The organism is Cytobacillus dafuensis (genome assembly GCF_007995155.1).
Classification (GTDB): domain Bacteria; phylum Bacillota; class Bacilli; order Bacillales; family Cytobacillaceae; genus Cytobacillus; species Cytobacillus dafuensis.
The window spans coordinates 2,756,731-2,782,122 of sequence record NZ_CP042593.1 but is presented as its reverse complement, the minus strand read 5'-3'; the positions used below and the strand labels follow the sequence as shown (position 1 = coordinate 2,782,122).

General features: G+C 34.4%; 33 protein-coding genes and 3 pseudogenes. 28 read left to right on the top strand and 8 right to left on the bottom strand.

The features are described 5' to 3' along the window. Positions 1-7: 7 nt before the first annotated feature. The 10 genes from FSZ17_RS13230 to FSZ17_RS13185 all read left to right on the top strand — a co-directional run bounded on the left by FSZ17_RS13230 (position 8) and on the right by FSZ17_RS13185 (position 5,726). A complete protein-coding gene (locus FSZ17_RS13230) occupies positions 8-328 on the top strand; it encodes a BMC domain-containing protein (RefSeq protein ID WP_057770783.1) in 321 nt (106 codons plus the stop codon). Positions 329-341: 13 nt separating this feature from the next. Then, complete coding sequence (locus FSZ17_RS13225) at positions 342-632, top strand: BMC domain-containing protein (RefSeq protein WP_057770781.1); 291 nt, start codon at positions 342-344, stop codon at positions 630-632. Then, the gene (locus tag FSZ17_RS13220; protein ID WP_082625216.1) at positions 629-1,015 is read left to right on the top strand and encodes a BMC domain-containing protein; all 387 of its coding nucleotides are present in this window, start codon (positions 629-631) and stop codon (positions 1,013-1,015) included. The genes FSZ17_RS13225 and FSZ17_RS13220 overlap by 4 nt, the downstream gene beginning before the upstream one ends. An 18-nt stretch (positions 1,016-1,033) precedes the next feature. Then, positions 1,034-1,309, top strand: coding sequence for a BMC domain-containing protein (locus tag FSZ17_RS13215; protein ID WP_053476391.1), 276 nt, complete (start codon positions 1,034-1,036; stop codon positions 1,307-1,309). A 55-nt stretch (positions 1,310-1,364) separates the two neighbouring features. Then, positions 1,365-1,640 (top strand): BMC domain-containing protein, encoded by a 276-nt coding sequence (locus FSZ17_RS13210; protein ID WP_057770779.1) that lies wholly within the window; start codon positions 1,365-1,367, stop codon positions 1,638-1,640. A gap of 14 nt (positions 1,641-1,654) precedes the next feature. After that, positions 1,655-2,317 carry a phosphate propanoyltransferase gene (locus tag FSZ17_RS13205; protein WP_082625215.1) on the top strand — a complete coding sequence of 221 codons (663 nt, stop codon included), beginning with the start codon at positions 1,655-1,657 and terminating at the stop codon, positions 2,315-2,317. A 14-nt stretch (positions 2,318-2,331) separates the two neighbouring features. Next, positions 2,332-2,616 carry a EutN/CcmL family microcompartment protein gene (locus FSZ17_RS13200; RefSeq protein WP_057770777.1) on the top strand — a complete coding sequence of 95 codons (285 nt, stop codon included), beginning with the start codon at positions 2,332-2,334 and terminating at the stop codon, positions 2,614-2,616. Positions 2,617-2,735: 119 nt separating this feature from the next. Then, complete coding sequence (locus FSZ17_RS13195) at positions 2,736-4,067, top strand: CoA-disulfide reductase (RefSeq protein ID WP_057770775.1); 1,332 nt, start codon at positions 2,736-2,738, stop codon at positions 4,065-4,067. Between the two features lie 121 nt (positions 4,068-4,188). Continuing rightward, the gene (locus FSZ17_RS13190) at positions 4,189-5,004 is read left to right on the top strand and encodes a CoA transferase subunit A (protein ID WP_267128882.1); all 816 of its coding nucleotides are present in this window, start codon (positions 4,189-4,191) and stop codon (positions 5,002-5,004) included. After that, entirely contained in the window at positions 5,001-5,726 is a 726-nt protein-coding gene (locus tag FSZ17_RS13185; RefSeq protein WP_057770772.1) for a CoA-transferase subunit beta, read from the top strand. Before FSZ17_RS13190 ends, FSZ17_RS13185 begins: the two co-directional genes overlap by 4 nt. 28 nt (positions 5,727-5,754) lie before the next feature. On the opposite strand, the gene FSZ17_RS23445 is transcribed toward FSZ17_RS13185, so the two are convergent. Next, complete coding sequence (locus tag FSZ17_RS23445; RefSeq protein ID WP_185150623.1) at positions 5,755-5,889, bottom strand: DUF5634 family protein; 135 nt, start codon at positions 5,887-5,889, stop codon at positions 5,755-5,757. Between the two features lie 220 nt (positions 5,890-6,109). Further along, the gene (locus tag FSZ17_RS13175; protein ID WP_057771513.1) at positions 6,110-7,021 is read right to left on the bottom strand and encodes an EamA family transporter; all 912 of its coding nucleotides are present in this window, start codon (positions 7,019-7,021) and stop codon (positions 6,110-6,112) included. 626 nt (positions 7,022-7,647) lie between these two features. Between FSZ17_RS13175 and FSZ17_RS13170 the strand changes: the two genes are divergently transcribed. The 14 genes and pseudogenes from FSZ17_RS13170 (at position 7,648) to FSZ17_RS13105 (ending at position 17,425) form a co-directional block, all read left to right on the top strand. Then, complete coding sequence (locus tag FSZ17_RS13170) at positions 7,648-8,001, top strand: acylphosphatase (RefSeq protein WP_057770770.1); 354 nt, start codon at positions 7,648-7,650, stop codon at positions 7,999-8,001. 472 nt (positions 8,002-8,473) lie between these two features. Further along, positions 8,474-9,058: a Crp/Fnr family transcriptional regulator gene (locus tag FSZ17_RS13165; RefSeq protein WP_057770769.1), complete on the top strand. Its 585-nt coding sequence runs from the start codon at positions 8,474-8,476 to the stop codon at positions 9,056-9,058. A gap of 180 nt (positions 9,059-9,238) precedes the next feature. After that, positions 9,239-10,207 (top strand): NAD(P)-dependent alcohol dehydrogenase, encoded by a 969-nt coding sequence (locus FSZ17_RS13160; RefSeq protein ID WP_057770768.1) that lies wholly within the window; start codon positions 9,239-9,241, stop codon positions 10,205-10,207. Between the two features lie 203 nt (positions 10,208-10,410). Continuing rightward, positions 10,411-10,714, top strand: a pseudogene (locus FSZ17_RS13155) (alcohol dehydrogenase catalytic domain-containing protein); the annotation flags it as partial. Positions 10,715-10,986: 272 nt separating this feature from the next. Then, positions 10,987-11,130: a hypothetical protein gene (locus FSZ17_RS24125; protein ID WP_407643409.1), complete on the top strand. Its 144-nt coding sequence runs from the start codon at positions 10,987-10,989 to the stop codon at positions 11,128-11,130. 487 nt (positions 11,131-11,617) lie between these two features. Next, entirely contained in the window at positions 11,618-11,812 is a 195-nt protein-coding gene (locus tag FSZ17_RS23760; protein WP_228460202.1) for a hypothetical protein, read from the top strand. Continuing rightward, a complete protein-coding gene (locus FSZ17_RS23755; RefSeq protein WP_228460354.1) occupies positions 11,813-12,115 on the top strand; it encodes a DinB family protein in 303 nt (100 codons plus the stop codon). Positions 12,116-12,522: 407 nt separating this feature from the next. Beyond that, positions 12,523-12,996, top strand: a pseudogene (locus FSZ17_RS13140) (NUDIX domain-containing protein). A gap of 97 nt (positions 12,997-13,093) precedes the next feature. Next, on the top strand, positions 13,094-13,639 hold the full coding sequence (locus tag FSZ17_RS13135) for a DUF1697 domain-containing protein (RefSeq protein WP_057770766.1): 546 nt from the start codon (positions 13,094-13,096) through the stop codon (positions 13,637-13,639). 309 nt (positions 13,640-13,948) lie between these two features. Further along, on the top strand, positions 13,949-14,212 hold the full coding sequence (locus FSZ17_RS13125) for a hypothetical protein (RefSeq protein ID WP_057770764.1): 264 nt from the start codon (positions 13,949-13,951) through the stop codon (positions 14,210-14,212). Between the two features lie 41 nt (positions 14,213-14,253). After that, on the top strand, positions 14,254-14,457 hold the full coding sequence (locus FSZ17_RS23750) for a hypothetical protein (protein WP_057770762.1): 204 nt from the start codon (positions 14,254-14,256) through the stop codon (positions 14,455-14,457). Between the two features lie 270 nt (positions 14,458-14,727). Then, the gene (locus tag FSZ17_RS13115) at positions 14,728-15,666 is read left to right on the top strand and encodes a DNA/RNA non-specific endonuclease (RefSeq protein WP_057770761.1); all 939 of its coding nucleotides are present in this window, start codon (positions 14,728-14,730) and stop codon (positions 15,664-15,666) included. 425 nt (positions 15,667-16,091) lie between these two features. After that, positions 16,092-16,304 carry a spore coat protein gene (locus tag FSZ17_RS13110; protein ID WP_228460200.1) on the top strand — a complete coding sequence of 71 codons (213 nt, stop codon included), beginning with the start codon at positions 16,092-16,094 and terminating at the stop codon, positions 16,302-16,304. A gap of 401 nt (positions 16,305-16,705) precedes the next feature. After that, entirely contained in the window at positions 16,706-17,425 is a 720-nt protein-coding gene (locus FSZ17_RS13105; RefSeq protein WP_057770757.1) for a CPBP family intramembrane glutamic endopeptidase, read from the top strand. A 280-nt stretch (positions 17,426-17,705) separates the two neighbouring features. Here the strand turns inward: FSZ17_RS13105 and FSZ17_RS13100 are convergent, their stop codons facing one another. Beyond that, on the bottom strand, positions 17,706-18,104 hold the full coding sequence (locus tag FSZ17_RS13100) for a YhfM domain-containing protein (RefSeq protein WP_057770754.1): 399 nt from the start codon (positions 18,102-18,104) through the stop codon (positions 17,706-17,708). A gap of 622 nt (positions 18,105-18,726) precedes the next feature. Between FSZ17_RS13100 and FSZ17_RS13095 the strand changes: the two genes are divergently transcribed. Further along, positions 18,727-19,170, top strand: a complete 444-nt coding sequence (locus FSZ17_RS13095) for a GNAT family N-acetyltransferase (RefSeq protein WP_082625213.1) — start codon at positions 18,727-18,729, stop codon at positions 19,168-19,170. A 344-nt stretch (positions 19,171-19,514) separates the two neighbouring features. Here FSZ17_RS13095 and FSZ17_RS13090 read toward each other — a convergent pair whose 3' ends face one another. The 3 genes and pseudogenes from FSZ17_RS13090 to FSZ17_RS23440 form a co-directional block, all read right to left on the bottom strand. After that, positions 19,515-20,054 carry a hypothetical protein gene (locus tag FSZ17_RS13090; protein ID WP_057770752.1) on the bottom strand — a complete coding sequence of 180 codons (540 nt, stop codon included), beginning with the start codon at positions 20,052-20,054 and terminating at the stop codon, positions 19,515-19,517. Positions 20,055-20,495: 441 nt separating this feature from the next. Continuing rightward, a pseudogene (locus FSZ17_RS13085) lies at positions 20,496-20,822 on the bottom strand (redoxin domain-containing protein); the annotation flags it as partial. 15 nt (positions 20,823-20,837) lie between these two features. Beyond that, the gene (locus FSZ17_RS23440) at positions 20,838-21,005 is read right to left on the bottom strand and encodes a hypothetical protein (RefSeq protein WP_185150622.1); all 168 of its coding nucleotides are present in this window, start codon (positions 21,003-21,005) and stop codon (positions 20,838-20,840) included. Between the two features lie 601 nt (positions 21,006-21,606). On the opposite strand from FSZ17_RS23440, the gene FSZ17_RS13080 reads away from it, so the two are divergent. The 3 genes from FSZ17_RS13080 to FSZ17_RS23435 all read left to right on the top strand — a co-directional run bounded on the left by FSZ17_RS13080 (position 21,607) and on the right by FSZ17_RS23435 (position 24,238). After that, positions 21,607-22,839 carry a CPBP family intramembrane glutamic endopeptidase gene (locus FSZ17_RS13080; RefSeq protein WP_057770747.1) on the top strand — a complete coding sequence of 411 codons (1,233 nt, stop codon included), beginning with the start codon at positions 21,607-21,609 and terminating at the stop codon, positions 22,837-22,839. A 370-nt stretch (positions 22,840-23,209) separates the two neighbouring features. Further along, entirely contained in the window at positions 23,210-23,770 is a 561-nt protein-coding gene (locus FSZ17_RS13075; protein WP_057770745.1) for a GNAT family N-acetyltransferase, read from the top strand. A 306-nt stretch (positions 23,771-24,076) separates the two neighbouring features. Then, entirely contained in the window at positions 24,077-24,238 is a 162-nt protein-coding gene (locus FSZ17_RS23435; protein ID WP_156416232.1) for a hypothetical protein, read from the top strand. Between the two features lie 235 nt (positions 24,239-24,473). Here FSZ17_RS23435 and FSZ17_RS13070 read toward each other — a convergent pair whose 3' ends face one another. Together FSZ17_RS13070 and FSZ17_RS13065 are read right to left on the bottom strand one after the other, a co-directional pair. Next, positions 24,474-24,968 (bottom strand): hypothetical protein, encoded by a 495-nt coding sequence (locus tag FSZ17_RS13070; protein ID WP_057770743.1) that lies wholly within the window; start codon positions 24,966-24,968, stop codon positions 24,474-24,476. Between the two features lie 135 nt (positions 24,969-25,103). Continuing rightward, on the bottom strand, positions 25,104-25,364 hold the full coding sequence (locus FSZ17_RS13065) for a hypothetical protein (protein ID WP_057770741.1): 261 nt from the start codon (positions 25,362-25,364) through the stop codon (positions 25,104-25,106). Positions 25,365-25,392 lie beyond the last annotated feature (28 nt).

Genomic DNA, 25,392 nt, shown 5'->3' with positions numbered 1-25,392 from the left:
GAGCAATATGTCGAAGGCAGTTGGATTTTTAGAAGTTCAAGGGTATAGCATCGCACTCGCCTCAATGGACAAGGCCTGTAAAGCGGCTAATGTCACGATTGAAGGGATTGATGTAAATAATCCCAAAAACGGAGATCAAGCATTTATTCCAGTTGTCGTGCAGGTGAAATTTAGTGGTGAAATTTCTGATGTGAAAGTAGCCCTTGAGGCTGCAGAATACGAGGCACGCAAATATATCGACGAAGGAGATATTCTCACTCATGTCATCCCTTCTTCAATGGAAGAAATAACTAAGTTGCTTACGATTGGAAAAGTGAAGCGAAAATAAAGGGGTGTAGGGAATGTATCGTTCATTCGGTCTAATTGAAGTCATTGGCTATGTGACGGCTGCCGCTTGTATAGATGCAATGGTTAAATCTGCATTTGTAGAACTACACGATATTAAACGTACCGGATCGGGAATGATTACGGTGGTCATTAGGGGAGACCTTGCCTCTGTAAAGGAAGCATTAGATATTGGAGCAGAAGTCGCTTTAAGATATGGTGAAGTAGTAGCAATTAAGGCGATTGCAAGACCTTATGAAGGTCTTGAGCGTTTACTCGATCCCGAAGAAAAAGGTGGGAAAGAATGAAAACATACGAAGCACTTGGGGTGGTAGAGACACAGTATTTTACCGTCGCAATGGAATTATTAGATCAAATGTGCAAGTCTTCAGATGTAGAATTGCTTGCAAGTGAGAATTATTTAGGTGGTAGATTAGTTACTTTGATTGTTGGTGGAAGCGTTTCCGACGTGAATGTTGCAGTTCATGCAGCAAAGCAAGCAGCTGAAAATAAATCGAATAATCCTTTGAAAATGGCACTTGTTATTTCTAATCCTCATTCAGAGATTATGAAATATATTGTTTCCCGAGAGCCAAATGCGGAAGTCGAGGGAACAGAATTAGAAGTATTGAATCAAGAAAAAGAAGAAACAGAAAAGAAAAAAAAGACAGTTTCTAAAAAGAAAAAATAATATTAGGAGGATTTTATCATGAATGGATCTTTAGGAATTATTGAAACAAGAGGATTAACAGCAGCAATTGAGGCAGCAGATGCTATGTTAAAGGCAGCAAATGTTGAGATTGTCGGCAGTGAAAAAATTGGCTCAGGTCTAGTTTCTGTCATCATTCAAGGTGATGTCGGTGCTGTAAAAGCGGCTACAGAAGTTGGGGCAGAAGCAGCCGGAAGAGTAGGAGAACTTGTTGCGGTACACGTAATCCCTAGACCTCATGGTGATGTTTCTAAATTACTTCCAAGCTTAAAATAATTGTTAACGATTTAAATACATCCATTTTAAATATACATTTTTAGGAGGAAATAACATGAGCAAATCATTAGGTATCATTGAAACTAAAGGATTAACAGCAGCAATTGAGGCAGCAGATGCCATGCTAAAGGCCGCGAATGTAGAGATTGTCGGCAGTGAAAAAATTGGTTCTGGCTTAGTGTCTGTTATCGTTCAAGGAGAAGTTGGTGCTGTAAAGGCGGCAACAGAAGTAGGTGCAGAGTCAGCACAAAGAGTAGGCGAGCTGGTAGCTGTACATGTTATTCCAAGACCACATGCTGATGTTGAAAAATTATTGCCATTCATAAAGTAAGCTGGTGATGACAGTTGAATAACAATCATTCTGAGCTGATAGAAAACATTACAAGACTAGTAGTGAGAGAGCTTGAAAGTCATCAGCTGATCGAAAAAGAAAGAAAAGATTCTGTTCCGGTAAGTATTTCTGCACGACATCTGCATCTTAAGCAAGAGCATGTGGAGATGCTTTTCGGAAAAGGGTATGAACTTACAAAATATAAAGATATTTCACAGCCAGGTCAATATGCGTGCAACGAAAAAGTAACACTAAAAGGGCCTAAAGGAATCATCGAGAATGTACGCGTGTTAGGTCCTTTAAGGAAACAAACACAGGTCGAAATTTCTCGGACTGATGCAAGAAAAATTGGCGTCTCTCCTCCTGTAAGAAATTCTGGGAATATTGAAGGATCTGCAGGAATTACTCTAATTGGACCAATAGGTTCCCTTACCCTAAATGAAGGATGTATTATTGCTGATCGGCATATACATATGACACCCAAAGATGCATACCAGTTTGCAGTGAAGGATAAACAAAAGGTATCCGTCCTTGTTGAAGGAGAAAAGGGCGGAATTATGGGACAGGTCACGATTAGAGTGAACGAGCGTTATGCACTCGACATGCATATTGACACGGATGATGCGAATGCTTTTGATTTAAAAGGAAATGAATGGCTAAAAATAATAGCTGATTAATGGAGGTTCGTAGGATGATTATCGGCGAGGTAATAAGCAAGGTAGTTTCCACAAGAAAATATGATAGTTTGCAAGGGTTTAAGCTTTTAGTTATTAAGCCTTGCTTTGGTAGTAAGGACGACTACTTTGTAGCAGCAGATGAACTAGGCGCTGGTGAAGGAGAGCTAGTTTTAGTTTCGAGAGGAGAAGCTGCTCAGCATGCCTTAATCAAAGATACTCCTATTGATGCTCTTGTAGTAGGACTTATAGATGAAAAACCGTCCATTAACGTGAGTAATACAGCTGGCATGAAACAATAATAAAAATGGGTCCTTGTTGTTAGTTATCCTGAAGTTATCACGTACATTGACCCAAGTATTCAAAAATCGATCCTTTTGGAAACGAAGATCGTGCAAATTGAATGTAGGAGACGCTGGCTATGAAGTTAATAGTGATTGGGGGGGTAGCAGCGGGTATGTCTGCTGCCTCTAAACTAAAAAGATTAAATAAAGATGCACAAATTGTTGTCTATGAAAAGGGCAGATTTTTGTCATATGGAGCATGCGGGCTTCCATACTATGTATCTGGGGAAAATGATGATTATACGAAAATGATTGCTAGAACAAAGGAACAATTTGAAGAAATGGGAATGGAACTTTTTCTTCAGCACGAGGTTGTTAAAGTCGTGCCGGAAAAGAAGCAAGTCATGATAAAGGACCTTGTCAAAAACAAGCTTTTTATAGATAGCTATGACAAGCTGATGATTGCGACGGGTACGATCCCAGTTGTTCCGCCATTTCCTGGGATCAAGCTGAAGAATATTTACGGATTAAAGACATTGGAAGATGGAATTCGCTTAAAAGAAGTAACAGAGCAGCCTGAAATTCAAGATGTTGTGATTGTCGGCGGCGGCTATATCGGAATTGAAGTCGTTGAAGCGATGATCAGACAAGGTAAAAGAGTAAGGGTAATCGAGCTCTCTGAGCGCATATTAAGAACCTTTGATCCAGAACTGACTGATCTTGCTGAAAAGGAATTAGTTAAGCATGGGGCCATGTTAAATCTTTCGGAAAAGGTAGAAGCCTTTATCGGTTCAGAAAAAGTAGAGGCAGTTCAAACAGACAAGGGAACATACTCGGCTGATCTAGTCCTTCTCTCAATTGGTGTAAAGCCTGCGACAAAATTTTTAGAGGGCTCCGGTATTGCTTTAGCGAAAAACGGAGCAGTTATCGTTGATAGAGAGATGAGAACAAATATAGAGGATATTTACTCCGCTGGTGACTGTGCACAAGTTTATCATAAGGTAATGGAAGAAAACACCTTTATTCCACTTGGAACAAATGCAAATAAGTGTGGACGTATCGCTGGTGCAAACATAGCTGGCCAGCATCAAAAATATATTGGCACTCTTGGCAGTGCTGCCATCAAGGTTTGTGACTTAGAAATGGGCCGAACCGGGTTATCAGAGGAAGAAGCAAAAAATTTAGCGATTGACTACACAACTGTTTTTGTGAAAAGCGCTGACCACCCAGGTTATTACCCGAATCAAACCCCGATTTGGATAAAACTGATTTGTGAGAAGAGATCAAGAAGAATTCTTGGAGCACAAGCGATTGGAAATAAGGGAGCAGTATTAAGAATCGACATTTTTGCTGTTGCCATCCATAATCATATGACAGCTGACGAATTAGGTATGACTGATTTAGTATATGCACCCCCTTTTGCTGGAGTATGGGATGCTGTTCATATTGCCTGCAATGCTGTAAAGTAATCCTTCAAAAAATAGTAAGGCTGTAATAAGAATTAAGTTTTTTAATAATAAAAACTTACATGAAAACGGCTTGGATAACACCTAAGAAATGGAGGTGGCCAATATCAAAAAGGTTAAAAGCTTGAAAGAAGCAATTCAGATCATTAAGGATGGAGATACCATTTCGTTTGGGGGAAATGTTCTTCATCGGGCACCAATGGCAGCTGTCCGAGAAATAGCCAGGCAAAATAAGAAATCACTAAAGGTAGTGAAAACAGCAGGTGCTCAGGATATTGATTTACTGTGCTCCATGGATTGTATAGAATCGGTTGATGCAGGATTTGTAAGCTACGAGACGAAATATGGGTTAGCAAACCATTATCGTAAAGGGGTACAGACTGGGAAGATAAAAGGAAATGAACATGCTTGCTATACGGTGATATGCGCACTACGAGGCGCGGCAATGAATGTGCCATTTATGCCTGTAAAAGGACTTAATGCCGGTGATTTATTAGTGAAGAATGATTACTTTGTCGTTGTAGAGGATCCGTTTAGCGGGGAACCGATTACACTTGTTAAATCACTTGTACCTGATGTTGCCATTATTCATGTACATGAATGTGATGAAAAAGGAAATGCCATTATTTATGGTCCTAAATTTGAGGATGTCCTTATAAGCCGAGCAGCAAACAAAGTGATTATTACAACCGAACAGATTGTTCCGGAGAGCAAAACAAAATTAAATGCAGATCGAATCGATATTCCAGGATTCTTAGTTCACTCTGTTGTTCATGTACCAAAAGGTGCTGCACCTGCATCCTGTTATAAAAAATATGAGATTGATGATAAGTCAATTACCTCGTTTATAAAAATGGAGAGCAAGGACGAAATCAAAATGTACCTGAAAGATTATGAGTCAAGAGATTATATTGGAGAAAGGATGGGGAGAGCTTTATGAGGAATAAAGAGTATAGAGTAAGTGATATTATGACTTGCTGTATTTCGAATATGCTTCAAGATAACGAAACTGTCTTTCATGGCGTCTCCTCACACCTGCCAATGGTTGCTATGAAGTTAGCTAAATCGATGCATGCTCCAGAATTAGTACATTTAAATATTCCTGGCGGTGTGAATCCTAGCTCGATCAAAAATGCATCCTATTCGTCTGCAGGCGCCGATTTATTGGGTACTGCTGAGGCCTATTTCCCATTAGAAGAGGTGTTTGACCTGTCTATGCGCGGGAAATTAGATGTTGCCTTTCTTGGCGGGATTCAATTTGATATAAATGGAAATGTAAATGCATCGGTTATTGGTGATTATCATAAACCAAAGGTTAGACTGCCAGGTGGTGCTGGAAGTGCTGTTCTAATTCCTACTGCAAAAAAAGCTATTATTTGGAGAGTCAAACATGACAAAAGAACCTTTGTTGAACAGGTTGACTTTACAACAACTAGAGGGAACTTATGGAAAATTGTCACCCCTCTTTGCGTGTTTGAATTTCGAAAAGGGAAACTCTATCTAGAAAGCATTCACCCTACATCGAGTTTTGAAGAAGTAAGGGATAACACTGGCTTTGAGTTACTGTACGATGAAATTAAATTTACGCCTGAACCAACTGAACAGGAGCTTGTCATGTTAAAGAAAATAGACCCTTATGATTATCGTTCAATTGAATTTTAACTAAGAAAAGATCATCATGTTCTATCGTTCATGACGGTCTTTTTAGTTCCTCCTGACTTTCTTCCTCAAAAATACCGATATCTTCTATACCGAATTGAACTATATAAGATTGAAGTGGTTTTTGTAAATCGTTCATTATTTGCTCTCGTGGTAAAAAATCCATAAATTACCTCATTTAGCTAATTTTTATAATGTTTCTAGAAGCGGTTGCTGATTCTAAACAGAATATTAATATAAACAAGAGATGGCGGACGTATTTATTTATATTTTGCAGTTAGCGGATAAAATGAATATAGATTTGGAAGAGGAAGCATTTAAGATAATGGAGAAAGAAAAGGGACGGTTCTCATGCTTCCTTGAAGCAGTAGAACCGTCCCTTTGTTTTAACCTAACATCGTTTGTTTTGACATTTTATTTTTACTTAACAAGCTATTTTTATTTAGCAATGTTGGTAAACTCGTACCGATAATGATGGTTACGATCCCTGCTATTTGCAAAGGTGTAACCGTTTCGTCTAATAAGATAACGGATACCATCACCGCGATAGGCAATTCAATCGCACTCAATATCGATGACATCCCTAATCCAACTTTAGGAACGGCCATAGTGAATAAGAATACAGGTATAATCATTCCGAATAACCCTAATGCCAATCCATACATCCAAAGTCCTTCGTTAAACAAGGTACCGTTCCAAATAATTTCCGGAGACTGAAAAGCCGCCGTAATCATAAAAGCAGAAAAAGAAACCCATACTAAACGGTTAGAGGCAGTCATACTTGCAGTGGCCTTTCCGTTCACAAATAAAAAGAAGGAATAACTTACAGCAGCAGCTAGCCCCCATAGCCACCCCTGTAAAGGGATTTGGGATAAATCAACATCAAACAAACCTGCTGCTGGTATCGTTCCAGCTATCAATACGAGTAAGGATATGGCTTCAATTCTGCTTGGAAATTGCCGTTTAGAGATACAAGAAATCAGCATGCCAATCCATGTGAATTGAAATAGCAGGACAACCGCCAAAGATGCAGGCAAAAAGTTCAAAGAATGACCATATAAAATATTGGTTAACCCAGTTAATATACCTGCACAAATAAGTATTTTAACCCCATTAAAGCTAAATTTTGATCTGTTTGTAATTAAGAAAATACATACAGCGATACAAAAGCCGATAAAAAACTGACTGGTAACCGCCTCAGACACTGAAAAACCACTGCGCATGGCCAATTTTATGATGGTGGAAACAACACCAAAACTGCTAGCTGCAATAATTACTAGCAGGGGATAGAGATACATCTTCATCATACTACTTCCTTCCTAAAATTCCTGATGACTTAAATTTTGATTATGATTTTAGGAGTGTTAAAAAAATCATAAACTCTAATATAAAATACATAGTGCCTTTTTTGCAATCTTTTTTTGTCATAATGGACTAAATGAATGCTTATACATAACTGGTTTACAAAATCTGCTGATGAGAGGTGGTTAACTTCCTAGAGTGATATTCCACGATTGAGCAGGTACATGAAGGAATGTCATTTACATAGATAGAAGCAATTTTGCTATTAATGGATTTTCATATTGGCAATTATTTTGTCATTGCTGATGACAGTGGTATTTTATTTTGGGAGAGATTAACATCAAACAGGTAATAACAAACTCTTATGTCTGCCTTATCTTATGGCTGTAATTTGCCGATCAGACAAATGGAACGGAAGATTCGGGATTTTGATGGTCCTTAAGGTAATTTTGAAAAGGAAAGTCCTAAACAGTGTGGAACGAGGAACAAAAATCTTATTCAAAGACTAGGCAGCGTTATTCCAAGAAGGATTAACGCTAATTTTTGTTGAAGTTATTGAACTAACGGGTAGGCTAGTTGAAGAAAAAAATTTACCATAATACTAATAAAAAAGGGGATAAGAATGAAAGCATTAAAAAGATTAAGAGATGATTACGTTATTTGGCATGCCAATAATATTAATTTTCCCGAATTTGATTCAAGCAATGTGGTAAGAAAAAAAGTTATCTTTTCTGGGAGAGTTCAAAAAGTAGGATTCCGTTTGGAATTATTTACCCTTTCTAAAAGATTGAAATTAACGGGATGGGTGAAAAATTTAGAAGATGGAAGTGTAGTAGCAGAACTGCAGGGGGAAGAAACGAAAGTAGATTTTCTAATAAAATCCATGAAATCTTTGAAACGTGCATCTGTAAAGAAATGTGATGTCATAAACATTCCTATTAGTAGGGATAGGGAAGATTTTATTATAGTAAGATAGATAAGTATATGTAGGCAAAAGATTTCCTTGGGCTCTGCCCTTATTAAACTACCATGAAAGAAAAGAACATAATTATCTTTCATTCTCTGTAGTGAATATCTGATTCATGAAGACTAACGAGAGCTTTAGTTAAATAACGAGCTCCAACAATCGGGCGCTTTCTGTAAAAAGGAACAGCGCTTATTTTCAATATAGGTTCATTAGTGAATAAAAACTTCTAACTTTCAACTTTTTACGGGCAAATATTGGTGATATCACCAAAAAAACTAAACGATTTAGGTTATAACAAAAAGGAACAAATACCGTATCGGTAATGGGGATAAATCTAAAAACATAAAAATACCCTTCTTGTTTCAACCAATTGATTAAAAGAGGGTTAAGTAAATTTTATATAAAAAGGAAAAAATTATGGATAAAAATGATAAAATGATTTAGGAATAAATAAATTAACTCAATTTGAAAGGAAGGTAAAATGAAGAAAATTCTCTTGAAATATATGACTGATTTTACTTCACTCAGTGAAGAGGAACAGCTGGCAATTTCTGAATGTTTACGAATTGAAGAATATAAAAAAGGAAAATACCTTCTTAGACAAGGAGAACTTTCCGCCATTAAATGTTATTTCGTATTAACTGGGTGTGTCAGGCAGTTTTTTATAGATGAATCAGGTAAAGAGGTCACATCAAATTTTTTTACCGAAGAACAAGCTATTCCAATTATCAATGAACAGAAACAAAATGATTTATCAAAGTATTCATTATTGTGTGTCGAAAACTGTATATTAGTTGTTGGCGAGGTTGATTCTGAAAAAACGATGTTTAGCAAATACCCACAACTGGAAACTATGATACGCAAAATGATGGAGATAAACCTTGGTGATATACAAGAACAATTCGGAGAATTTATCAATTTTTCTCCTGAAGAACGCTACGAATCCATTTTAAAGAAACGACCTCAGTTAGTTGACCGTGTACCACAGCATCAATTGGCTAGTTATCTTGGAATCACTCCTGAGTCATTAAGTAGAATAAAAAAGCGAAAAAAAAATAAATTTTAAAATAGATGTCATACACATTCCGTAATCCTCCCTCCTATAGAAGCATCCAAATAACCACCATAAAAAAACTCTAAAGTCTCTAGAAATTAACTTAAGTCAATGAAAGGTTTTAATCCCCTTGTTACAATTAAATAAAATTAAATTTATAATATTCTTTTATTTTAATTGGAGGGACTTTTTATGAAAGCAATAGTTTGTGATAAATATGGTTCACCTGATGTACTTGAATTGAAAGAGACAAGTAAACCTTTACCCACCGAGAATCAAGTATTGGTAAGAGTCCATTCAGCATCCTTGAACTTTGGTAACTTGGTTCTTTTGAAAGGCAAACCTTTCTTAGCCCGCTTCGCTTTCGGACTAACGAGACCAAAATATTCCATACCAGGAGGTGACATAGCTGGTGTAGTTGAAGCTGTTGGTAAAGACGTTAAGCTATTTCAAGTAGTTGATGAAGTATTTGGCGATCTCTCTGGTTGTGGCTGGGGAGGTTTTGCTGAATATGTAGCTGTCCCCGAACATGCTATAGCCTTAAAACCAATCAATATCTCCTTCGAAGAAGCTGCTGCAGCACCTATGGCAGGTGTGACGGCCTTACAGGGATTACGTGATAAAGGTAAGATTAAATCGGGACAAAAGGTTTTAATTTATGGGGCATCTGGTGGTGTCGGTACTTTCGCGGTACAAATTGCCAAATCATTTGGTGCTGAAGTAACAGGTGTATGTAGTACAAGAAATTTAGAGATATTGCGTTCAATAGGAGCCGACCATATCATTGATTATACAAAAGATCATTTCCCCCAAGATGAAAAGCGTTACGATTTGATTCTTGGTGTGAACGGTTCTAATTCCATTTCAGCTTATAAACGTCTACTAAAACCAAATGGGCATTTTGTTCACGTAGGAGGTTCCGAATCCCAATTTTTTCAAACATTATTTCTTGGACCTTTTATTTCAATGACTGGAAGCAAGAAAATAAGTAATCTGTTACAGAGAGCAAACCAAAAAGATTTAAATCATGTAAAAGAATTACTTGAAACTGGCAAAGTAAAACCGATAATTGATAAACGCTATAAGTTAAATGAAATAACAGAAGCATTCAAGTATTTTCAGGAAGGTCACGCTCAAGGGAAAGTGGTAATTACTGTATAATTTTAAACTGATATTAACCCCCTTAACTACTTATGTAAAATAAACTGTCATTAACGGTAGAATGTTACTTTTTTCTTTATCAGCTCCTTAATCAAAACTACATTAGCATACCTAATCGTACACCATTAGCAAGTACCAGAATTTTCATTATGGTTAGTGTTACAATTATGGTCATTATAAAACGAATTTGAGGTGGAGGATAAATGAAAGCCATTGTGTATACAAGATACGGTCCCCCCCGATGTTCTTGAACTAAAACAGGTAGTAAAACCTGTTCCGAAAGAAAATGAAATCTTAGTTAAAGTAAAAGCCACAACCGTAACAGTAGCAGATATTAGGTCATGGAGTTTTACAGTTCCTCCTGCTTTTTGGCTGCCTGCACGTATAACACTTGGTTTGAGACGACCAAAAAAAGAGATATTAGGAATGGAGTTAGCTGGAGAAGTGGAGTTGGTTGGAAAACATGTAAAATGGTTTAAGCAAGGGGAGGGTGTCTGTACAGGAACAACTGAAGTTAATGGCCATATCATCTAAATTTGTATGGTGAAAATATAATTATTTTTCACTAACGGGGTGCTTTAGCACAATAAATAAGGTGATATTTTTGCAGCTTTTTCTCATTTTCCACTATTCAACAATCGGGCCATATAATTAAACAACGTCCTTATAAATTTCCCTGTCGATCATCCAATGATTAAAACACTACAATCGGCTTATCAATCGATTACAGGGAATGAACCCACACTTTTAACATCTGGCGGGGATCATATGCAGCGTAAATGAAAAATGCAGTGGCTTACGGTGCGCTTTTCCCTGGTAAGGTAGATAGCTCTCACCAAATAGATGAATTTATAGAAATCGATGATTTAATCAAAGCGACAGCCATCTATGCCAAAGCATTATATGAATTAAGCCAGTTATAAAATCAAAGGCCAGGTATGTCGTTTAGCCAACAGGTCAACCAGAAAAATAAACTATTGAGTAGACACTTAAAAAGGTCTGCCCTATAGGGTACTTTATTTGTCGTGATGAAGGAATAAAAGCTGTATGAGCCGAATAAGTCATATTGATCATGGTTTTGTTGTATTCTCAAAATAAATGATTGGAGGATTTCATTGAGAACATTTTTTCGTTATATGGACGACAGTAGCAATTGAAGATGATTTTGATGCGTATGAATGGCTTTTTTGAAATCGTTTGAGGATTATTGTTATCGTCACCCGGAAATTTCAGATTACCCTGCCATGTTGGAGAGAATTAGAAGCTGGAGAGAAAGGTATGTCCAATATGAAAGGGACCACTTGGATTTGGTTTTTACCTTTTTAGGAACGATTAATTTATACTATAATCAAATTTTTTCATGTCTTTTAACTTTGAAAGATTACACTAAACAGTGAGGAGATTGATGTTATGCAAGTTGTAGCCAAAATGTTTTTAGAACAACTCGACATGCATTGCTATGAGAATGAGTGGTTTGCATCCATGGATCAGGCGCTTCATGGAGTCATCGCAGCTGAGGCAGCTTGGACAAGTTCGGGAACCAGCAATTCGATTTGGCAGATTGTCAACCACTTGATATTTTGGAATGAAGACGTAATCCATTGAATTAAGGGCACAGAGAATCCGCATAAGGCTGAAGAAAATGAAGAAACCTTTGGAAATCCGGGGGATCCAGAAGACGAAATTGGGTGGGCCCAGACAGTGCAGCACCTTAATGAAGTCATGAATAAATTAAAAACGGTCATTGCGGACCTTGACGATGAAAAGTTAAAAGCTCCGTATGCAGCTAACAGGTACTCTGTTGAGCGTTTACTCAGCAATATCATGATGCACGATACGTATCATCTCGGCCAAATTGTTCTGTTGCGAAAGTTGCAATCCTCTTGGGGTGGCGTTGATTGGTCCTAAAGTACCATAATTCAGCGACATTCCTCGCCCAGCCGTAGAAGCAGTATTGACGGTGTGAAGCCCTTTTCATTCTCTATGGTGAAGCGGGTGATTTTCCTGCTTTATGGATGGCTAAACGGGTGTGTTAGTCAAATAAATTTGAACGTATTTGCAGAGCGATTTTTCGCATATTTCATTGTTCAACAGTCGGGCGCTTTTCATAAATAAGAAAGCGTCTTTTTGCATGTACAACACATTTAGGGATTGAGTTTAATGAGGTGTAAAAAAAGATTGTGAAGTCCTGTACTTAAAGTAAAGGGGTGCGACTGTTCAAAATGAACAGTCGCTTTTTCACGAACGAGGCAGTTTAGTGCAAAAGGAACTAAGAAATATATGGTAAAATTGAAATAAAAAATATGTGGGAAACAATGAGTAATTCTGTAAATTATATAATGTGGACTGTTGCATGATTCAAAAAGAAGACAAGGTTTTACTACTTGATAGACAACACGATAATTTCAAAGGGTTTATTCCACCTGGTGGCAAAGTTGAATTTCCTGAAAGTATAGTAGAAAGTGCAATTAGAGAAGTAAAAGAAGAAACTGGATTAGAAGTAAGCAACCTTATTTTTAAAGTTCTCTATGAATATGTAAATCCAGTTGCTATGGATAGATACATGATTTTTAACTACATCACAAAAGATTTCAAAGGAGAATTACTTGAAGATGCACCAGAAGGAAAGGCAGTTTGGGTAAATATAAGGGAAGCATATAACCTTCCAATGACAGGAATCTATTCGAAGAAGATTCCCTTTATTCTTTGAAGAAGGGACATTTGAAATACAAGTTGAATGGAATCATGCAGAAAATAAAGAGGGAAAAGTTAATATAAAGAAGACTTAAACGTAAATGTTGTGCAACAATCGGGGTCGTTAGTTTAACAGGAATAGTCAATAAGATATTATGGATTAATAAGTAAAAAGTCGAAAGGAAGATGGCTATGGTTTATATCGCTCTTCTTCGGGGAATTAATGTGGGTGGAAAAAATAAAATTGACATGAAGTTGCTTAAACAAACGTTTGAACAAGCTGGAATGAATGATGTGGTGACATACATCAATACAGGTAATATTATTTTTTCATACAAAGGCCAATTAAAAACTGAACTATCACGTATTTTTGAAGAAGCGATACATTATGATTTCGGATTACAAATTAAAGTAGTAGTTCGTAGTATCGATGATGTCAGAGGAATCATTAACGCAATTCCAGACACATGGAAAAATGACAAAGACATGAAAAGTGATGTTATGTTTTTATGGGATGAAATTGATGATGAATCTGCACTTAAAAATTTGGTCATCAAACCAAATATTGACACGGTAAAATATGTCCCCGGCGCGATTCTATGGTCCGTTGACAAGAAAAATGTAACCAAAAGCGGAATGGTAAAGATAATTGGTTCAAAGTTATATAGACAAGTTACTATAAGAAATGTCAACACAGCTCGTAAGATATACGAACTCATGCAAGCTCAAAACAGTTAGACCGCCGATGATAATCGTACAATAGATTTTTATCATTTTGGGCAAGGAGACCCGGTTTTTTTAGGGCTGTTTTGGATAAGGATTCAGACAGAAATCTAATAAGAAAAGCAGGAATAATGGGAGTTACATTGCAGAGTGGAGAAGTGAAACCAGGTGATATCATCCGTGTTGAATTACCTCCAAGACCATAACGTGTTTTACCAGATTGGTGCGTATTTGTACCTTAATGAAATTAATCTTGTTTGTGAACATATTTACATAAAGTAACAGGTTCATTAGTAAAAATATATAGAGGATGATCCAATAATAATGAATTTTCAAGTAAAGCTTCAAGCTATTATTGAAGAAATGGAGATACAGTTTGAAGAGTCTCGGACATTTCGGAGTATTAAAACTGGCGAAATAATTGTAGTAACATCAGATGACTTAAGAGCTGCTGAAGATGAAGAACCATTCGATCATTTACCTGATTGGGAACAAGAAGATAAAAAAATTGCTAATGATGTAGTGGAAAACTTCGAGAATTACAAGGAACTCCCAACAAAAAATGAAGTAGGAATAGAGAGAAGTTAAATGAAAAAAGAATATAATATTAAAAGTGAGGAGATGATTCTTTGGTTAGTCTATTGGAAGATATATTCCAATTATCGGCAATAATACTACTCCTATGTTCATTTTATTATTATAGACATTTTAAAAAAATTAAGAGAGAAAGAAAACTAACCTCTTTTGAATTTTCAATTTATCTTCTAACTCGAGTTGCATTTTTCCTTTGTGCAGGTAGTTATCTACTTTTGTTTCTGGATAAAAATTATTAAACTAACGGGGGCTTTAGTTGTATAATGCTCTTCAACAATAGGGCGCTTCTCCGTATAATATTTCATAGATTAGATGCATTATTCGAGTTGCAATTTGAAACTGTACAAGCCTTTATTGAAATTTAATACTGCACACTTCGAACAAAGTATCTACTGTAATAAAGTTAATCTTGGAATATACTATTATCAATAGGTTAACAATGTTAATCTATGTTAAATTCCGAGATTTTTAGAATGAACAGTATGAAACTATTATAGGAGAGTCTTAAAATGAAAAAGAAAATGAACTATTTTATCTTACTTTTAACGACCATCTTAATGGTTGGTTGTACCAACGTAGAAGATGCATCCGTTAAAGATGGAGAAACAGATTCACAAGAAGGAACCACAGTTGAAACAAATAAAAATAGCGAAAAAGAAGAAACTATCACTACGGTTGTTGATGAGCAAGTTGTAGAGGAAACACCAACCCAACCAAATAATGAACTGTTCTCAGGATACAAACTTATTGAAGTTGATGGTGGTGATGTGTCTGGATATCGTGAACCTAATGTCGTCGTTGACATTGGTTATGGGGACCGTGAATATTGGGCCTTTACTAATGAATACGGGCAACTAGTTCGTGTCATTGCTGACGAAATCATTCTACAAGATGACCGTAACGAACCTGTATTATCGTCTGGCAGATACTACCCTGATGAGGCAAAGGTTCCTGGCGTCGAAAGTGACGTTTTAGATGAAGGACATATCATTGCTGATTCTCTCGGAGGGGTATCGAATGCTTATAATATTACCCCACAAGATAGTACGCTCAACCGACATGGTGATCAAGCTTATATGGAAGACGTGATCCGTAGCGCAGGTGGAGCCACTAATTTTGAAGCAATTATCACATATCCGAATACGGAAACGCAGATTCCTTCAAGTTATCAGTATACCTATACTTTAAAGGGGAACGAGATCGTTGATAAGTTTGACAATGTGAACCCTGATGAAGTAAACTCATCACTCGGTTTAACAGGCAGTGAGCCTTCTGATCCAACTAGTTCAAACACAAACGGTGATATTTCTAGTGTTGATACAAACGGTAATGGACAGGTGACGATTAAAGAAGCAAAAGCAGCAGGTTTTAGTATGCCAATAACGAGTGATCATTGGTTATACCCATATATGCAAGATAATGATAAGGACGGTATGGTAGGTGAGTAAGCCCTTAGAACTTTGAGGCAAAATAAATGAACGACAGAACAGTTTCCTCGTTGGACGATCTATAACAATTTACGAATGGGTGTCTGTACAGGAACAACTGAAGTTAATGGTCATATCATCTAAATTTGTATGGTGAAAATATAATTATTTTTCACTAACGGGAGAGTTACTTAAAGATGGGATTGCTGCGGCGATCCCTTTTTTCTTATTGCATTAACGGGCAGTTTAGTTGAATAAGTATGTTGGTTGTATAATTTCAACAGAATGCTGAATTGATTTTAACATAGACCAATAGTTTTGAATGAAATGTCCATTTGATCTGTTGGTTTCCGCACATGTCTATTTAAATTATAAATTTCAGGACAAATACCCAAGAACTTTGACCTAAAATCGCATATGCTCTAATGTAAAATGAAATAAGGAGGATGACTGTTTGTATGAATAATGCTTATAACGAGAGGATTTGGCCAGGTTATGGTTTAGGAGGACCAGGATCAGGATTTGGTTTTGCACCAGGACTTGGTTTTGGAGCTCCAGGGGTTGGATTTGGCTATCCGCACCACCACTACTATCCGTACCACCACCACCACTACTACCCATTCCACCATCACCACTACTACCACCACTATCCTTATTAAGATTTGATTGATTAAACCGTTCAAATTATTATGAAAAGATGTTTCCGTCAAACAGGCGTTTTTCTACGATAGTAGAACGCCTGTTTCTTTTAGGAATAGGAGGTTTTTGTTTTATGATTAAATTTACAAAGTAGATTGTGAAGAATTGTACTTAAATTAACAGGTGCATTACTCGAATAAAAGGAGCTATAATTAGCTTCTTTTTTTGTCACTACGGAGCTGGATAGTTCAATAAGTTTTTTGTTGTTTAATAAGTAAAAAAGTTAGTCTTCATAGGGCAGGTGTTCTAAATAAATGTAATAAATATATTTATTTGTATTATTATCTATAAATTGTGCTATTTTCTAGTATATGGGTATATAATCTCGATAGAGATTATATACGATTTAAGGGGTGGTTACATGAATTTATTTTGGAAAATACTTGGGCTAGAACTATTGTTAGTATTTTTTTATACAGCAAATGGGGTCTATTCTAGTATAGAGGCACCTTCCAGTCCATTCTTGCAATTCATTGGTTTAGTGCCGTTAGCATTGGGGATTCTCATCTATTTGGTAGTGAGAAAGAAATGGTCACATTACTTTTTTGATGGATTAAAAAATTTTCAATTTGTATTAATATCACCATTAATTTTAGTGCTATTGATTATCTTAATTGGCAATAAAGGACTTGATGTAAGTTCGATTTCCAATTTGGTAAGTATGTTAATTATGCAGGTTTTAGTAGTAGGTTTGATTGAAGAGACTTTTTTCCGAGGATTTATGCTTCGGATGTTAATGTCGATTGGCGTTAAGAAGGCAGTAATTATTTCTAGTTTACTTTTTGGGATTACACATGCTCTGCAATTAATAAGCGGTCAGTCTGTAGAAGATACCATTCTTCAGATAGTCTATGCAATTTTGGTAGGTTTTGTACTATCTTTACTCATTATTCATACACAATCCATTATTATTACGATTGCTTTTCATGGCTTAAATAATTTTTTAAATTTCATGGGTAAACAGGAAGGTAATACGATTTTTGCATATTCGATAATTGTTGTTTTATTTATGTATACTATTTATTTATGGAAACGAATAGATAAAATAGAGATAAAACAGGATTGCCAATCTGTATTTTAATGCTGGATAAATAAATCTAAGCTTTTTCTAACGGAAAAGATTTGCAATCCTATAATAAATAAACAGAGTATATTTGTTAAAATTGAAAGTTTTTGAAAATGTGCACTTAAACTATAGGGGGCGTTAGCTTTAGAACGAATTAAATAAAGGACCACACATATTAGACATATCTAAAATGTGTGGTCCTTTTATTATCAACTGTCTTAACTCTCTAACCTAAATATAAGATTTTGGTACTCTTTTTAACTGGAATTTTTTCTGCGTTTAGAAAGTGTGTTATTCAGTTATTTTCGTTTAACAAGAGATTTAACATCTTTTTCGTTCGTTTTTCAGTTATAAAATAAGCATTACAGTTATTGCCATAAAGTAGAGTTTTATTCTTATCGAACCCCTGGTGAATCCACAATATATCATTTGTTTTATCCTTGTAGATGATTTCCATTTCGTATGATGGCTCATTTGCTAATTCATAACATACGCTCTCGTGTTTCGCTCTATTCAGAATGCCAGTAATAGTGGCTATTTTATCCTTATCTGTGGTAATAACCCCTTTTTTAAAAGGTTTATCATATGTTTGTATGGCTATACTCTCGATATCTGAAAATCCATTATAAAACATTTTATATCCGATAAAACCAATAACAACTATCAATAGTAGTATTACTATACTTTTTTTCATATGAATCCTCCTTTTTATAGATATTACATTAGATGGAAATTCATTACGAGATTTATACAAAAATCAGTTATAGCTTCGCTCAATCTGTTCTTTGGTGTAAGGATAAGGAGCCTTCCATTGTGTATATTCTCAATACTTGGAAATTATTTTTCTATTATTATTTTCTTCCAAAGTATGTGCCAAAATAAAGGTATATGTAAGGTCAATCTAGTTGTAAAAAGAGGAAAACAATAGGATAAGCGTTGTATTTTTAAAGGTGTTTTTTGCCTTGATAGGTTTTTGGTCATTTTTCTCACAAAAAAATAGATGATGTATTCATTAGGCAAACAAAGATTCATGTATTATTTGAGGCATGGATACCAACTTTTCATACAACGGTAACAAGATGGCTAATGTATATAATTGGGGCATTTTTAATTTTTCTAGGTATTTTAATAAAAAAGTAATAACTAACAAGCACATCCTTATTGAACTAAAGGGTGCAATCCTTGAATAAGGATGAGCGCTTATTTCCATTTTTGGGCCAAATTAATTGAATACTACAATAAATAAAATGGATATTTATGTTAAAAATGAGTAGATGTTGTGAAAAAATATACTTATACAAATAAGGAGTACTAGGATGAAATATGAAATTGAAATTTTATTGGAGAACAATGAAGAATTTTCAGCTTTTTTAAAGACAATGATTCAGGAGTTTAATAATAAGCACTCAATCCACCATAAAGAAGTGAGGAACAAAGGTTCAGTGCAACCCATAAATATTATTGTTACAGATGATAATAAAAAGTGGGTAGGTGGTATAACGGCAGATGTTTACTGGGGCTGGGTTGAAATCAATGACTTTTGGTTTTCTGAAGAATTTAGAGGTAAAGGTTTGGGTGGAAATTTGCTTGATAAAACGGAAAAGTTAGCTATAGAAAAAGGTGCAAAAAAGGCACTATTAACTACGTTTGATTTTCAAGCACGGTCTTTTTATGAAATAAAAGGATATAAAGTTGTCGGTGAAATTAAAGATTACCCCCCTGGTAGTAGTTATTTTACAATGGTTAAAACATTAATATAGTATTCCTTATTCCACAATCGGGCGCAATTCTTGAAGAAGAATTGTGCCTTTTTCAGTAATAGGGTCATTTAATGCAGGAAGAATATCAAGAATAATTGAATACTTCCGGAAATGATGGTATGGTGTTGGTGAAGTTTTGTACTTAAACTATCGGGCAGTTTTGTTTAAGAACGGGGATATATTTATTAGCCAATAAACAAATAAATCCATCCAAGAGGGATTCTCCAAGGATAGATTTATTTGTAATTCCAGCTATCTAAACATTCTTTAGTTGGCAGGATTCTTCTTCCCAGTTACTTTCTTTTACTAACAACTATCCCGCAGTGTCACTTCTTCTTAAACTCCTAATAATCTAATTGACGTAAATACAATAAGATTTCATTTTCATTTAGTTTTTTAAACTTATACTTACGAACTTGGCTTTCAATTTTCTTTTTGTCATCATCTTTACTACTGAATAAATCTACTAAGTGCAAAATTACTTCTGTCAACACAGTTACTAATCCACCTGACCATACTGCCCCTAATTCCCAACCTAATGTTTCTGTATCAGAAAGTTGTGACTTCGCTAATTCATCCATTTCTTTTTTGTATTCGCCTTTGATTAGAATATATTCTTCCTTATTTCTAAAGGCTAATAGTAAATCTTCAGCATTATAAACTTGGAAATAAGCATTTTCCTTCTCTAATTGTATTAATTCATCTAGCACAGTTCCTTCACTTTTCTCTACTGTTTTCGCAATAGCTTGAATTGTTTTGACTGAATAATGATTGACACTTTTTTTATTAACACTTGAAAGCATTTGCTGACTGATTCCTGTTTCTTTAAATACATCGTATCGTTTTTTCCCGTTCTTTTGCAGATAAATATCTAATAGACTCATTTTAATATTCTCCTTTCCCTATAATAAATTATTTTTTACTAAAAATTTTTTTACTTAATTATATTTTAGTATATGTGTCAGAAAATGTAAATTGTTATTTTATTTAATAATCAATTAATTTTATTTTTTCGTTGTATCACGTAAGTTTGTGAAAGTTTGCACTTCAACTAACGGGTAGCGTTAGTTGAAGAAGACATTAAATAAAGGACCATACATATTAGACATATCTAAAATGTATGGTCCTTTTATTATTATCTGTTTAACCTATCTAACCTAAATATTAAAATATACTCTGAGCATTTGATATTATTGTTTCGCTTATTCCCGTTACATTAAGTAAAAAGGTTCATAAATATCTTTTTCAAATTTTTTTTGTTTATGCGGATAAAATAAAGACCTAAACCATTATATTTTCGGGTTAGAGAAATAAATCTAATTTTTTTATTTAAGTTTATTATATTCTTCTTTAATCTTTTCAACTGTTATCTCGATTTGCTCTCCCCAATGATCATTTTTAGTACTAAAAATAATAATTCCCTCTTTATCAATCATGCCATAACCTCTATGAGCTACACCATTTTTCTTCATTCCCATTTTTTCAATTAATTCTAATTTCGGATCGGAAATAAAGGAGATGCTATGTCCAAAAGTTTTTTCCAGTTTATTCTGTAATGTACGCAGCTCTTCTGGGGAATCTTTGCTAATTACAAACATTTCAATATTCATTCCATACAATTTATTCATATTTTCATGCAACTGAACCAGTTGCTTCTGGCAGAGAGTTCATTTATATGTTGTTATAAAAAAGAATACTGCTGGTTTTTCTAACGGAAAAGTTACCTCTGTTTGTTCGTGATTTAATAAAGTGATTGGTTCGATAGGTGTCTTTTGTCCAAATGCTGATAATACTAGAAAAGAAAGTAAGTACAAAATTATTATTTTAGTTCGCATTTTTAACTCCTTTCTTATAAATTAAAAAAACAGATTTGGATTATCTGATTGGAATGGGGCTAAATAATCCCTATGTGGAAAAATCACAATATTCATCCCCATTTTTTCTTTATTAGAATGAACAAAACAATGAAACACTATCCAAGTTTTTTTAAAATTAACCCTTTAAAAGATTCAAAACCACTTCTCACTAAAAAAGGGCTTTGTCATTTTGGGGCTAGTGAGGATGATTTTGTTGTATATTTGTGAAAAAGTGTACTTAAGCTAACGGGGTGCAAGAGTTAGAGAGCGAGGAGCGGTAGGTCGTCCTTTTTTTCTTATTGAACAAACGAGAATTTGGTTTAACAAGAATTTTCATTTAATTAAAATACTCTAGCAGTCGTCTGACAAGGAGAAAATCCTCCCTTTCTAAGAGACCCAGTAGCAAAATAGACCGTTCATACCAAAGCACTTGGAGACGGTCTATTTTGCTGAAAGAATAAATTATTATTTCTAAATTTGAATGTAATTATTAGACAGCTCAATTGGCTATTTTATACCCAATTAGTATAATTTAGTTGAATAGTTTAATTCATACAATGATTTAAGGGGAATCTGAAAATTGAGAAATGTTTATTGGGTTTTGGCAGGTATTTTAGTATCTCTATTGATAAATGCTTTTATTTTAGAAACGACTATCTATAAACAGTATCATGAAATTAGTTACGACTTAATATTCTTGTTTATTGGATTATATTTATTATATTTCCATTTTACAAAAAGACTAAAAGGCTTTATTTTATTCACTTTTCCAATTATCTTATTCTGTTTAGCACCTATGATTTCAACGATACTGGGCAATCTTTTAAAGGATAACTATACTCTATTTTCTATTTTTGCAAATTTCCTAGCTTGTATTTTATGGAGCTTCATTCTTTTAAAATTAACAGATAAAATTACGTTTAATCGAAAAGCAAGTAATAAAAGTGTTATCGTGTCTCTGTCATCAATTGTTATTCTTTTTATTTTTTTTAGTATATTTTTAAATACATATAAAACACAAATTATAGATTCAGCCAAAATATTACAGGAATATTCACACGGTTTATTAAATTTTGATTTGATACTAAATTTAAGTTTGTTTCTAATCGTTTCATTTTTATTATTTTTAATCATCCCATTTAGTTTATTCAAGAGGGCGATTCATGAGGTAATCCATTTAGATAAAATAAAAGGAGGATTTGTATATTTATTAATCATTTATTTATTTTCTAATGTATTTGCTCTTGGAGTAGAACTGCTTTCAAACCAACCCATTTCTAGTTTGATAGCAGAAACAGGCGTTTTAAATTTAGTTGGGGAATTTATAGGGTTGTTATTTGGGGTTGCTCTCTCTGAGGAAGCAATGTTTAGACTTTTTTTACCAGTTCTGCTTGTAATGCTATTAAGAAATTACTTTAAAAAAAAGCATGCAATCTTTCTCGCTATGTTAATAAGCTCGGTATTATTTGCTTTTGTTCATACAATAACTGGTTTTGGTGGCTTTGAACAATTAGATTATGAAGAGGCTATTAATCGTCTTTTTGGGTTATTTTTAGCAGGGCAAATATTTATTTATATATACATAGTAACAAAAAATTTATGGATACCCATTATAGTACACGCACTTAATGATTATGGACTTCCATTATTTTTATTTGTTGATTTTTCTAATTATTCATTTGTAAATGTAATTTGGGTAATGGTGTTTACATCCATTATTTTAATTCAAAATCAGAGTAAAACTTCAAGTCATAAAGATAACATATTAACACTAAATTCAATGATGAATGAGGATGGTAAAGCTGTTTACTAAAAAGACGGGGATAATTACATTAAGGGTGCTATATTCATTTTCAGAATCTATTTCTATTCGGAAATTTGTGAAATCATGTACTTAAGCTAACGGGGGCGTTAGTTGCATAACAGAGATCGACTATTTAGTCGGTCTATTTTATTGTGCTGGCAATATAGTTCAATACGAAGGACTAATATAACTGAAAATAGAATTATGAAAAAGTACGATAAAAGGGGGAGATTTCATTAAATACATTTATCATATGGTTCCAAAAAATATGAGTGGAGAAACACTTATGTCCGTAAACAAATAACGCTTTTGGATTTAGAACTATATATTTAAGTTACTTAAATGTAAATTTTAATAAATAGTATAGGAGCAGAAACCAATGAATCCATTATTATTAGAAATCCCAACTAAAATCGATACTAAGAGATTGTACTTAAGAATTCCGATGGCTGGCGATGGTGAAACAGTTAATGCTGCAATAAGAGCTTCAATTAATGAATTTAAACTTTGGTTACCCTTATATCAAAGTATGCCTGAAATTACTGAAACAGAAATCATTGTGCGACGTGCACATAATCAGTTTTTAAATCGTGAAAGTTTTCGTTTTTTTATATTCAGTAAAGAAACAGATGAGTTTATTGGGACGTGCAGTTTACACAATATTATTTGGGATATTCCTAAATTTGAAATAGGATACTGGATTGATATTCGTTTTAGTGGTAAGGGTTTTATGACAGAAGCAATACAAAGATTAACCCATTTTGCAATTCAAGAATTGAATGGTAGACGAATTGAAATACGATGTGAATCTAGTAATACGAAAAGTCGTACGATCCCTGAAAAGTTAGGATTTGAGCTTGAAGGGATTTTACGTAATGAAGATTTCTCAGCTGATGGTAAAAAACTAACTGACATCTGTATTTATGCAAAGATAATTTAGCATATAATTTAAATTTTCTTATTCAACTAACGGGTGTTTAGTTTAACAAGACATGTACTTATGATCTTCCACAAACGGGAGCTTTTCTGTAATAAGGAACAGTGCTTTTTTTCCTTTAAAGAGCCAGATTGTTGAACAACACCTTTTAAGAAAAATGGGTATCTATGTTAATAATTAGAAGAGCTTGTGAAGAAATGTACTTAAAGTAACGAAGCAGGATAGTTAGAGAAGGATTAAAATGGAAAAACTGCAGTTTTTTAGGGTAAACCTTAATGAAGAATCTAGAACTTAAGGGGTGTATAAAAGTTGGAAGATGTAATTAAAAAACTAAATGAAGAAGAAAATACTCATAAATTATCTACACTCCTTGAAAAAATTGGACAAGGAGAAATTGAAATTGAAGATTGTTCTCAAATCATTAAATTCATTAACGATAAGCGTACAGCAGTCAGCTTCATGGATGGCTAGTGATATATAAATTAGTTTAAATTGAGGTACCAAAATAAGTGTCTGCTTGAACATAACAAGTACTTTTTGGGGAAATACATTTTTTAGTTTGGGTAGTTTTAAAAAATGCATCTCAATTAACACTAAATAAAACTCAACATAATTGATATTATGTTGAGTTTTATTTTCAATCTACTTTTAGCAGAGAGTTTCATACGAAACAAATGAGAATGAAATTTAGGTGTCCTTTTAATCGTTATTCCTTTTTCTGAAACAGCTTTGCTATTTTCTGAAAAAATTGTGCTAAACGATCCATCAATTGCCTTTCTCTCTTCTTGGGTAATGGCGCTGTGGTCATTATCATATCTTCTGAAATAGCTGTGCTAGGTGATTCATGTGATTCATCAATTGCTTTACTCTTTTCTTGGGCAATAGCGCTGTGGTCATTTTCCGCTGCTGCATTACTTTCCTTCATAGCAACGGCAGCTCTTTTTATATCATTCATGTTTGTTAGTTCTGGGTTCTGGTTCTGTTCTTGTGTCAAATAAAGATTAATATTTATTTGAAGTGGGATATCCTTTAGTGCATCGTTTATTTTTTTACTCATTTCTTCTTTTATTGAAAGTTGAACATCTTTTTCTGTAATTGTAAACCTTGGTTGATCTACTATGGTATCTAGGTGTTCTACTATGGTATCTGGTTGTTCTACTATGGTCTTTCGTTGTTGAATTCCGTCACAAATATCACTCATTTGGTCTTCACCACATTTGTATGCATTATAACGAAAATTACCACCCATACTTTTGATAAGTAAAGATGGTATTCCTGTCCTAATGACTATTTTTGGGGATACCTGACTTTCAGGCTTTATCTACAATGATGCCTTCTAGTCTTTTTTATGATGCTCAACTTCCTGATCTACATCGGAAGCAATTGGGTCACGAGATGCATTACTATCATCTTGAGCAACAGCACTGTTAATTGGATCATCAGATGCATTGCTCTTATCTTGAGCAACAGAACTTCCAATGTTATTTACAGCCGCATTACTATTTTTAAAGGCAGCAGCAGAGGTATCAATATTTGAAATGGAAATTAAAGTAGGATTTTGACACTTTTTATCCTTTTTTTCATCTTCATAAGACATTTAAGAATCACTCCTTTATTATTAGTTT

What these genes read in the sequence shown, in the direction of transcription:
- FSZ17_RS13100 (WP_057770754.1), bottom strand. Translation starts at nt 18,104, where the DNA reads ATGAAAAAAAGTATAGTAATACTACTATTGATAGTTGTTATTGGTTTT.
- FSZ17_RS13210 (WP_057770779.1), top strand. Translation starts at nt 1,365, where the DNA reads ATGAGCAAATCATTAGGTATCATTGAAACTAAAGGATTAACAGCAGCA.
- FSZ17_RS13185 (WP_057770772.1), top strand. Translation starts at nt 5,001, where the DNA reads ATGAGGAATAAAGAGTATAGAGTAAGTGATATTATGACTTGCTGTATT.
- FSZ17_RS13110 (WP_228460200.1), top strand. Translation starts at nt 16,092, where the DNA reads ATGACTGTTTGTATGAATAATGCTTATAACGAGAGGATTTGGCCAGGT.
- FSZ17_RS13135 (WP_057770766.1), top strand. Translation starts at nt 13,094, where the DNA reads ATGGTTTATATCGCTCTTCTTCGGGGAATTAATGTGGGTGGAAAAAAT.
- FSZ17_RS13175 (WP_057771513.1), bottom strand. Translation starts at nt 7,021, where the DNA reads ATGTATCTCTATCCCCTGCTAGTAATTATTGCAGCTAGCAGTTTTGGT.
- FSZ17_RS24125 (WP_407643409.1), top strand. Translation starts at nt 10,987, where the DNA reads ATGAAAAATGCAGTGGCTTACGGTGCGCTTTTCCCTGGTAAGGTAGAT.
- FSZ17_RS13125 (WP_057770764.1), top strand. Translation starts at nt 13,949, where the DNA reads ATGAATTTTCAAGTAAAGCTTCAAGCTATTATTGAAGAAATGGAGATA.
- FSZ17_RS13200 (WP_057770777.1), top strand. Translation starts at nt 2,332, where the DNA reads ATGATTATCGGCGAGGTAATAAGCAAGGTAGTTTCCACAAGAAAATAT.
- FSZ17_RS13165 (WP_057770769.1), top strand. Translation starts at nt 8,474, where the DNA reads ATGAAGAAAATTCTCTTGAAATATATGACTGATTTTACTTCACTCAGT.
- FSZ17_RS23445 (WP_185150623.1), bottom strand. Translation starts at nt 5,889, where the DNA reads ATGGATTTTTTACCACGAGAGCAAATAATGAACGATTTACAAAAACCA.
- FSZ17_RS13195 (WP_057770775.1), top strand. Translation starts at nt 2,736, where the DNA reads ATGAAGTTAATAGTGATTGGGGGGGTAGCAGCGGGTATGTCTGCTGCC.
- FSZ17_RS13170 (WP_057770770.1), top strand. Translation starts at nt 7,648, where the DNA reads ATGAAAGCATTAAAAAGATTAAGAGATGATTACGTTATTTGGCATGCC.
- FSZ17_RS13220 (WP_082625216.1), top strand. Translation starts at nt 629, where the DNA reads ATGAAAACATACGAAGCACTTGGGGTGGTAGAGACACAGTATTTTACC.
- FSZ17_RS13090 (WP_057770752.1), bottom strand. Translation starts at nt 20,054, where the DNA reads ATGAGTCTATTAGATATTTATCTGCAAAAGAACGGGAAAAAACGATAC.
- FSZ17_RS13065 (WP_057770741.1), bottom strand. Translation starts at nt 25,364, where the DNA reads ATGTCTTATGAAGATGAAAAAAAGGATAAAAAGTGTCAAAATCCTACT.
- FSZ17_RS13225 (WP_057770781.1), top strand. Translation starts at nt 342, where the DNA reads ATGTATCGTTCATTCGGTCTAATTGAAGTCATTGGCTATGTGACGGCT.
- FSZ17_RS23440 (WP_185150622.1), bottom strand. Translation starts at nt 21,005, where the DNA reads ATGCGAACTAAAATAATAATTTTGTACTTACTTTCTTTTCTAGTATTA.
- FSZ17_RS13070 (WP_057770743.1), bottom strand. Translation starts at nt 24,968, where the DNA reads ATGAGTGATATTTGTGACGGAATTCAACAACGAAAGACCATAGTAGAA.
- FSZ17_RS13230 (WP_057770783.1), top strand. Translation starts at nt 8, where the DNA reads ATGTCGAAGGCAGTTGGATTTTTAGAAGTTCAAGGGTATAGCATCGCA.
- FSZ17_RS13215 (WP_053476391.1), top strand. Translation starts at nt 1,034, where the DNA reads ATGAATGGATCTTTAGGAATTATTGAAACAAGAGGATTAACAGCAGCA.
- FSZ17_RS13115 (WP_057770761.1), top strand. Translation starts at nt 14,728, where the DNA reads ATGAAAAAGAAAATGAACTATTTTATCTTACTTTTAACGACCATCTTA.
- FSZ17_RS13105 (WP_057770757.1), top strand. Translation starts at nt 16,706, where the DNA reads ATGAATTTATTTTGGAAAATACTTGGGCTAGAACTATTGTTAGTATTT.
- FSZ17_RS23760 (WP_228460202.1), top strand. Translation starts at nt 11,618, where the DNA reads ATGCAAGTTGTAGCCAAAATGTTTTTAGAACAACTCGACATGCATTGC.
- FSZ17_RS13095 (WP_082625213.1), top strand. Translation starts at nt 18,727, where the DNA reads ATGAAATATGAAATTGAAATTTTATTGGAGAACAATGAAGAATTTTCA.
- FSZ17_RS13075 (WP_057770745.1), top strand. Translation starts at nt 23,210, where the DNA reads ATGAATCCATTATTATTAGAAATCCCAACTAAAATCGATACTAAGAGA.
- FSZ17_RS13160 (WP_057770768.1), top strand. Translation starts at nt 9,239, where the DNA reads ATGAAAGCAATAGTTTGTGATAAATATGGTTCACCTGATGTACTTGAA.